This is a genomic window from Pseudonocardia pini, from assembly GCF_013870575.1.
GTDB lineage: Bacteria > Actinomycetota > Actinomycetes > Mycobacteriales > Pseudonocardiaceae > Pseudonocardia > Pseudonocardia pini.
In genome coordinates, this window is sequence record NZ_JACBXB010000218.1 from 1 (window position 1) to 7,542 (window position 7,542).

At 71.3% G+C, this 7,542-nt stretch carries 8 protein-coding genes; 3 read left to right on the forward strand and 5 right to left on the reverse strand.

The features are described from left to right. Nucleotides 1–847, reverse strand: an 847-nt coding sequence (locus H5J29_RS14465) for an alpha/beta fold hydrolase (RefSeq protein WP_181781478.1), incomplete at its 3' end; no start/stop codon positions are given. Between the two features lie 93 nt (nt 848–940). Between H5J29_RS14465 and H5J29_RS14470 the strand changes: the two genes are divergently transcribed. Both H5J29_RS14470 and H5J29_RS14475 read left to right on the forward strand, forming a co-directional pair. Then, on the forward strand, nt 941–1,594 hold the full coding sequence (locus H5J29_RS14470; RefSeq protein ID WP_181781479.1) for an O-methyltransferase: 654 nt from the start codon (nt 941–943) through the stop codon (nt 1,592–1,594). Further along, the gene (locus tag H5J29_RS14475) at nt 1,587–2,081 is read left to right on the forward strand and encodes a GNAT family N-acetyltransferase (RefSeq protein WP_312858224.1); all 495 of its coding nucleotides are present in this window, start codon (nt 1,587–1,589) and stop codon (nt 2,079–2,081) included. Before H5J29_RS14470 ends, H5J29_RS14475 begins: the two co-directional genes overlap by 8 nt. Nucleotides 2,082–2,173: 92 nt before the next feature. On the opposite strand, the gene H5J29_RS14480 is transcribed toward H5J29_RS14475, so the two are convergent. Then, on the reverse strand, nt 2,174–2,572 hold the full coding sequence (locus H5J29_RS14480) for a cytochrome c oxidase subunit 4 (protein ID WP_181781480.1): 399 nt from the start codon (nt 2,570–2,572) through the stop codon (nt 2,174–2,176). A 13-nt stretch (nt 2,573–2,585) separates the two neighbouring features. After that, a complete protein-coding gene (gene ctaC / locus H5J29_RS14485) occupies nt 2,586–3,530 on the reverse strand; it encodes an aa3-type cytochrome oxidase subunit II (protein ID WP_376768532.1) in 945 nt (314 codons plus the stop codon). Between the two features lie 291 nt (nt 3,531–3,821). On the opposite strand from ctaC, the gene asnB reads away from it, so the two are divergent. After that, nucleotides 3,822–5,789, forward strand: a complete 1,968-nt coding sequence (gene asnB, locus H5J29_RS14490; protein ID WP_181781481.1) for an asparagine synthase (glutamine-hydrolyzing) — start codon at nt 3,822–3,824, stop codon at nt 5,787–5,789. Nucleotides 5,790–5,852: 63 nt separating this feature from the next. Here asnB and H5J29_RS14495 read toward each other — a convergent pair whose 3' ends face one another. Then, nucleotides 5,853–6,785, reverse strand: coding sequence for a carbohydrate kinase family protein (locus H5J29_RS14495; RefSeq protein WP_181781485.1), 933 nt, complete (start codon nt 6,783–6,785; stop codon nt 5,853–5,855). Nucleotides 6,786–6,894: 109 nt separating this feature from the next. Next, complete coding sequence (locus H5J29_RS14500) at nt 6,895–7,269, reverse strand: HesB/IscA family protein (protein WP_181781482.1); 375 nt, start codon at nt 7,267–7,269, stop codon at nt 6,895–6,897. Between the last annotated feature and the right edge of the window lie 273 nt (nt 7,270–7,542).

Sequence of the window (7,542 nt, forward strand, 5' to 3'; positions counted from 1 at the left end):
CGGTGCGGGTGAAGACGTCGTTGTCGTCGCCCGCGACCATGTGACCGGTCGCGGAGACGTCCACGTGGACGGAGCCGGGGATGAGCTCCAGGAGCTCGCGGACCCCGTCCTCGCTCACGATGTCCGACTGCGCACCGCGCACGAGCAGGGTCGGGACCGTGATCCGGCGGGCGGCGGCGACGGCGCGCTCGTGGCTCGTCGAGCGGCGCGGTTCGTCGCCCACGGCCATGAAGGCCGGGTCCCAGTGCCAGTACCAGCGGCCGTCCTCGCGGAGCCGCACGTTCTTCCGCAGGCCCTCCGGCGAGGCCTTGCGCTTGCGGTGCGGGTTGTAGGCGCTGACGGCCTCGGCGACCTCGCCGAGCGAGCCGAACCCGTCCGGGTTCGCGCCCATGAAGTCCATGATCCGCTTCACCCCGTCGGGCTCCACCTTCGGGACGATGTCCACCAGCACCAGGGCGCGCGCCAACCCGCCGTGCTCGCCCTCGGCGACGAGCTCGGTCATGCCGCCCATCGACGCGCCGACCAGCAGGGCGGGCTCGCCGAGCTGCTCGATCACGGCCACGAGGTCGGCGTCGAGGGCGTCCGTGCCGTAGTCCCCGTCCGGGGCCCAGTCGCTGTCGCCGTGCCCCCGGGCGTCGAGCGCGATGGACTCCCAGCCCTGCCCGGCGAGCGCCTGGGCGGTGCGGAACCAGGAGTGTCGGGTCTGGCCGCCACCGTGCAGCAGGAGGGCCACGCCGCGGCGCTCCCCCTGTGCGGGCCACCGGTCCCCGACGAGCTTGCCCGCGGCCCCGTCGAAGACCACCCGCTCCCCGGTCGAGGACGGCGCAGGGTCGTTCGCGTCGGACATGCATCGCACAGTAGGCGCTCTGTACACGCTCCGTCGGCTGGACCGCCGCGAATCACGTGGTGGTCCCCGTGTCCGAAGGGCCAGGGTGGGGGTATGACCGAGAGCACGTGGCAGGCCGTCGACGAGTACCTGCAGGAGTCCCTCCTGCCCGCGGACGAGGCGTTGACGGCCGTGCTGTCCCGCAACCGTGACGCCGGCCTCCCGCCGATCGACGTCTCCCCCACCCAGGGCCGGTTCCTCCAGCTGCTCGCGCGGATCGCGGGGGCCCGCCGCATCCTGGAGATCGGCACCCTGGGCGGCTACTCGACGATCGAGCTGGCCCGCGCGGTCGGCACCGACGGCACGGTCGTGACCTGCGAGTTCGACCCGAGACACGCCGAGGTCGCCCGGGCCAACCTCCGCGGGGCGGGCGTGGCGGACCGGGTGGAGGTGCGGGTCGGGCCCGCGCTCGATACCCTGCCGACGCTGACCGGCCCGTTCGACCTGGTGTTCATCGACACCGACAAGCAGAACAACGCCGCCTACGTCGAGCACGCGATCCGGCTGGGCAGACCGGGGACGGTGATCGTCGTGGACAACGTGGTGCGGAGCGGCCAGGTGGCGACCGGTGGGGACGAGCGGGTCGAGGGCACCCGCCGCATGTTCGCGGCCCTGCACGGGGACGGCCGGGTGGACGCGACCGCGCTGCAGACCGTGGGGGCGAAGGGGTACGACGGGTTCGTGCTGGCCGTGGTCACCGGTGGCTGACCTGGACGTCCGCGAGGCGCGGGCGTCGGACTGGCCGGCGATCTGGCCGGTCTGGCACCGGATCGTGGCCGCGGGCGACACCTACACCTGGGCGCCCGACACCCCCGAGGAGACCGCACGCGGGATCTGGATGGCGCCACCACCGGCGGTGACGCTCGTCGCCGAACGCGACGGCACGGTCGTCGGGACGGCGCTGCTCAAGCCCGTGCAGCCCGGGCTGGGCGACCACGTGGCCAACGCCGGGTTCATGGTCGATCCGGACCGCGCGGGCGGGGGGATCGGGCGCGCGCTGGCGGAGGCGACGCTCGACGAGGCGCGCCGCCGCGGCTACCGGGCGATGCAGTTCTCCGCGGTCGTCGCGTCCAACGTCCGCGCCGTGGCGCTGTGGCGCTCACTCGGCTTCGACGTCGTGGGCACGGTGCCCGAGGCCTTCCGCCACCCGACGGACGGCCTGGTGGGCCTGCACGTCATGCACCGCAGGCTCTGACCCGCACCCTGACCCGCATCATGGAGCCACAGTCGACGTCCGGACACACCGAAACCGGCATCATGGCTCCATGATGCCGGTGTCGGGTGTGCTCAGTGCGAGGCGGGGCGGATGTGGTACTCGAAGACGAGACCACCGATCGCGAACAGCAGCATGATGCCCGCGATGACCATCAGCCACACGAAGAAGAACGCCAGGGCGACGCCCACCAGTGCGGCGGAGAACGCCACGGCGATGGGCCAGTAGGAGCCGGGCGAGAAGAAACCGACCTCGCCCGCGCCGTCGGACACCTCGGCCTCGGGGTTGTCCTCGGGGCGCTCCTCGAGCCGCCGCGACACGAACCGGAAGTACGTGCCGACGATCAGCGACAGGCCGCCGGTGAGGAACAGCGCGGCGATGCCGACGGCCTCGTGGGTCAGGATCGTGTAGACGATCGCGGCGACGAAGAAGAACGCCGTCAGGATCTCGAAGAGCCGGGACTCGACCTTCATCGGTGGTTCTCCCTCAGTTCCCGGCCGCCTGCGGCAGCGGCGCGTACTGCTGGCCGCGGCCGGTGAACGGCGAGGTCGTGATCGCCTCCGGTGCGCACCACTGGCCACAGTTCAGCGAGGACAGCGCCTCCTGAGCGGTGTACGGGACGCCCGTCTGCGGGTTGTTCTCCTTGCGGAGCGTGATGTAGCGCTCGTAGAGCTGCGGGTTCAGCGCCCTGACCTCGAAGTTCATCGAGGCGTGGTACGTGCCGCAGAGCTCGGCGCAGCGCCCGACGAAGGCGCCCTCCTGCTCGATGCGGTCGATCACGAAGACGTTGTCCGTGTCGTTCTTCTCCGGCATCGGGAACACGTCCCGCTTGAAGAGGAACTCCGGCACGTAGAAGGAGTGGATCACGTCGTTCGACGCGATCGTGAACTCGATCGACGTGTTCGTGGGCAGCACGAGCAGCGGGATCGTCTGCGCGGTGCCGATGGTCTGCACGGGCTCGCCGTCCGCCGCGACCTCCTCCGGGTAGGCGAAGGCCCAGTTCCACTGGAATCCGGTGACGTCCACCTTCATGTCCGCAGGCACGTCCTTGTCGACGTACTGCTGGACGGCCACGGTGAACCCGAAGAGGACCGCGACGATGATCGTGGGGATCACGGTGAAGACGATCTCGACGGGCAGGTTGTACTGCGTCTGCCGCGGGACGGACTCGTCGTCGCCCTTCTTCTTGCGGTGGAAGACCACCGCCCAGAACATCGCGCCCCACGTGATGACGCCCACGACGAGGGCGGCGATCGCCGACCAGGTCCACAGGTGGCGCATCTGGGTGGCCTCGGGCGTGACGCCCACGGGCCAGCCGAAGCGGATGGCCTCCTCGACCGAGCAGCCTGCCAGCAGCGGCATGGCCAGCACGCCGAGCCCGGCGAGCTTCGCCGCCCGGACCCACCCGGCGCGGCGGGAACGTCCCTGCACGCCGTGCGCATGGTCGGCTACGCGAGCTCCGCCTCCGGTGCGCTCCGATCGGCCCACTGCCCGCCGCCTTCCCCTCGTCCGCGTGGTGGTGTCGCCACGCCGTTGAAACACGTTCGCGAGCTGCGGAAACGCAGCTCCCGGTCGATCATCCGCACGTCCGGGACAGGGCGGACCTTCGACCACGCGTAGAGCCTAGCCGAGCGAACCGCCCCGTCGCGCCCCCGGGGTGCGCGTGATCCGACCGTGACCCGTCCGGGGGTCGCCGGGTCGGGCTCGGCATACTGGCTCGCTGTGTGCGGACTGTTGGGACTGCTGACCTCCGGGGCCGATGCTGCGGATCGGACCGAGGCGATCGCCGGGGCGCTGCGCTGCCAACGTCACCGTGGGCCGGACGAGAGCGGGACCTGGCACGACGACGACGTCGTACTCGGCTTCAACCGCCTGTCGATCATCGACGTGGCGGGCTCCCACCAGCCCCTGCACTGGGACCCGTCGGGCTCGCACGTGCAGGCGGGCGACGGGCCCCGCCGGTACACCATCGCCTTCAACGGCGAGGTCTACAACTACCTCGAGCTGCGGGCCGAGCTCGCCGAGCTGGGCGCGGAGTTCGCGACCGAGGGCGACACCGAGGCCGTGGTCGCGGCCTACCACCACTGGGGCCCCGAGGCCGTCTCGCGGCTGCGCGGCATGTTCGCCTTCGCGATCTGGGACAGCGAGCAGCGCACGCTGTTCGTCGCGCGCGACCCGTTCGGCATCAAGCCGCTGTTCCTGTCCACCGGGCCCACCGGCGTCGCGTTCGCCAGTGAGAAGAAGAGCCTGCTGGAGCTGGCGCCCGAGCTGGGCATCGCGGGGTCCGACGAGCTGGACCCGGCCGCCCTGCAGCACTACCTGATCCTGCAGTACGTCCCGGAGCCGGAGACGCTGCACCGCGCGATCGGGCGCGTGGAGTCCGGGACGTACGTCACGGTGCGGCCCGGCGAGCAGCCCGTCGCCACCCGGTACTTCCACCCGCGCTTCATCTCGATGCCCAGCCACGCCCCCGCGAGCCCCCAGGCCGAGGCGATCGTGCACGGCGAGATCACCGAGGTGATCCGGGACTCGGTGGCCAAGCACATGCGCGCGGACGTCACCGTCGGCGCGTTCCTCTCCGGCGGCATCGACTCCACGGCGATCGCGGCGCTGGCCAAGGAGCACAACCCCGACCTGATCACGTTCACCACCGGGTTCGAGCGCGAGGGCTACTCGGAGGTCGACGTGGCGGCGGAGTCCGCCGCGGCCATCGGCGTCAAGCACGTGGTCCGGACCGTGAAGCCGGACGAGATGATGGACGCGCTGCCGCTCATCGTCTGGTACCTCGACGACCCGGTGGCCGACCCGGCCCTCGTCCCGCTGTGGTTCATCGCCCGCGAGGCCCGCCAGCACGTCAAGGTGGTGCTGTCCGGCGAGGGCGCGGACGAGCTGTTCGGCGGCTACACGATCTACCGCGAGCCGCTGTCGCTGGCGCCGTTCGAGAAGGTGCCGGGCGCGTTGCGGCCGCTGCTGGGCCGGGCGTCGCGGCGGCTGCCGGAGGGGATGCGCGGCAAGGACCTGCTCCGCCGCGGCTCGCTGGACCTCGAGGAGCGCTACTACGGCAACGCCCGGATCTTCCGGGACGACCAGCTGCACTCCATCCTGCGGCAGTACGACCCGCGGGTCTCGCACACCGACGTCACCGCCCAGCACTACGACACGTCGGAGAAGTGGGACCCCGTCGCCCGGATGCAGCACGTGGACCTCTACACGTGGCTGCGCGGCGACATCCTGGTCAAGGCCGACAAGATGACCATGGCGAACTCGCTGGAGCTGCGGGTGCCGTTCCTGGACCCGGAGGTCTTCCGGGTCGCCTCGGCCCTGCCGCTCACGCAGAAGATCACCGGCGGGTCGAACGGGACGACCAAGTACGCGCTGCGCGGGGCGCTCGCGTCGATCGTCCCGGCGCACGTGCTGAACCGGCGCAAGCTGGGCTTCCCGGTGCCGATCCGGCACTGGCTCCGCGACGAGATGTACGCCTGGGCGCGGGACATCATCCGGGACTCCGGCGCGGGCCACCTGGTGGACCTGCCCGCGGTGCAGGTGATGCTCGACGCGCACCGCGAGGGCCCCGTCGACCACAGCCGCCGGATCTGGACGCTGCTGGTCTTCCTGATCTGGTACGGCATCTTCGTGGAGCGCCGCATCCAGGTCGACGTCCCCGAGCCGACCTACCCCGTCCAGATCTGAACGTCAGGGAGCCACAACTGTCGTCTCGAGCCTCGAGAACGACAGTTGTGGCTCCCTGACGCGCTACGGGAGGGCGGCGGCGATCTCCGTGGCCGCCTCGGGGCCGTAGGCCTGCTGGAGGCGGGCCAGCGCCTCGGAGCGCTCCCAGCGCCACTCCTGCGGGCCGTCGGTCTCCAGGACGTACACCGCCACCAGCGAGCCCAGCTGGGCCGCGCGCTCCAGGGACAGGCCCTGCGCGGTGCCTGCGAGGAAGCCTGCACGGAAGGCGTCCCCGACGCCGGTCGGGTCGACCCGCGCCGTCTCGGGCACCACGCCGACCTCCAGGGCCAGACCGTCCCGGCCCACGATCTGCACGCCCTTCTCGCCGAGCGTGGTGATCCGGATCTCGACCTCGGCGGCGACCTGCTCGGCCGTCCAGCCGGTCTTCTTGAGCAGCAGCTCCCACTCGTAGTCGTTCGTGAGCAGGTATCTCGCGCCGGAGACGAGCCGCTTGATCTCCGGCCCCTCCATCCGGGCGAGCTGCTGCGAGGGGTCCGCGGCGAACGGGATGCCCCGCTGGCGGCACTCGTCGGTGTGCCGGAGCATCGCCTCGGGGTCGTTGGCCCCGATCAGCACCAGGTCCAGCCCGCCGACGCGCTCGGCGACCGGCTGCAGCTCGATGAGCCGGGCCCGGGCCATGGCGCCGGCGTAGAACGACGCGATCTGGCGCATGTCGTCGTCCGTGGTGCAGACGAAGCGGGCCGTGTGCACGTCGGAGAACACGTGCACGCCGGAGGTGTCGACGCCGTGTCGGTCCAGCCAGGAGCGGTAGTCGGCGAAGTCCGCGCCCACCGCCCCCACCAGGACGGGAGCCTGCCCGAGCACACCGAGGGCGTAGGCGATGTTGCCCGCCACCCCGCCGCGCTTGATGGTCAGCTCGTCGACCAGGAAGGAGAGCGAGACGCGGTCGAGCTGGTCGGCCACGAGCTGGTCGGCGAACCTCCCCGGGAAGTGCATGAGGTGGTCCGTGGCGATGGATCCGGTGACGGCGATGCGCACGTGGAGGAACCTTACGTCAGACACGACGAAGCCCCCGTCACGAGACGGGGGCTTCGTGGCAGAAGGCTCAGTTGAACGAGTCGCCGCAGGCGCAGGATCCGCCCGCGTTGGGGTTGTCGATGGTGAACCCCTGCTTCTCGATCGTGTCGACGAAGTCGATCACCGCACCCTGCAGGTACGGCGCGCTCATCCGGTCGACGCCCACCTTGAGGCCGTTGTACTCGCGGAAGAGGTCTCCGTCGAGCGAACGGTCGTCGAAGAAGAGCTGGTAGCGCAGGCCCGCACAGCCACCGGGCTGCACGGCGATGCGCAGGTGCATGTCGTCACGGCCCTCCTGCTCGAGCAGGGAGCGCGCCTTGAACGCGGCGGTGTCGGTCAGCTCGACGCCGTGGGTCTCCTCGGTCGTCGCAGGGCCGGCTTCGACGGTGTTCTCGACGGTCATGAACTCCTCCAACAGCGCACGTGGCGGAACTGTTCCCGCTGTCCGGGAATCGTGCCCGAGACCAGTGTAGGCCCTCGCGCGCAGTGCCCGCGGTGGTGAGCCGGGTCACGCACCCCATCGGCGTGCGACGTGCTCGGCGAGCGCAGCGAGGGTCCCCGCCGGATCGGCCAGGGAGGACTCCACGCCGCCCGCGTGCTCCGAGACGGAGTACGCGGCGTCCACCCCCGCGGCCGCGGCCTCCCGCCAGCCCGGCGGCCACGATCACCACCAGCC

Excerpts from the sequence above, each read along its gene's own strand:
- H5J29_RS14500 (WP_181781482.1), bottom strand. The coding sequence starts at position 7,269 with ATGACCGTCGAGAACACCGTCGAAGCCGGCCCTGCGACGACCGAGGAG.
- H5J29_RS14470 (WP_181781479.1), top strand. The coding sequence starts at position 941 with ATGACCGAGAGCACGTGGCAGGCCGTCGACGAGTACCTGCAGGAGTCC.
- H5J29_RS14480 (WP_181781480.1), bottom strand. The coding sequence starts at position 2,572 with ATGAAGGTCGAGTCCCGGCTCTTCGAGATCCTGACGGCGTTCTTCTTC.
- H5J29_RS14495 (WP_181781485.1), bottom strand. The coding sequence starts at position 6,785 with ATGCACTTCCCGGGGAGGTTCGCCGACCAGCTCGTGGCCGACCAGCTC.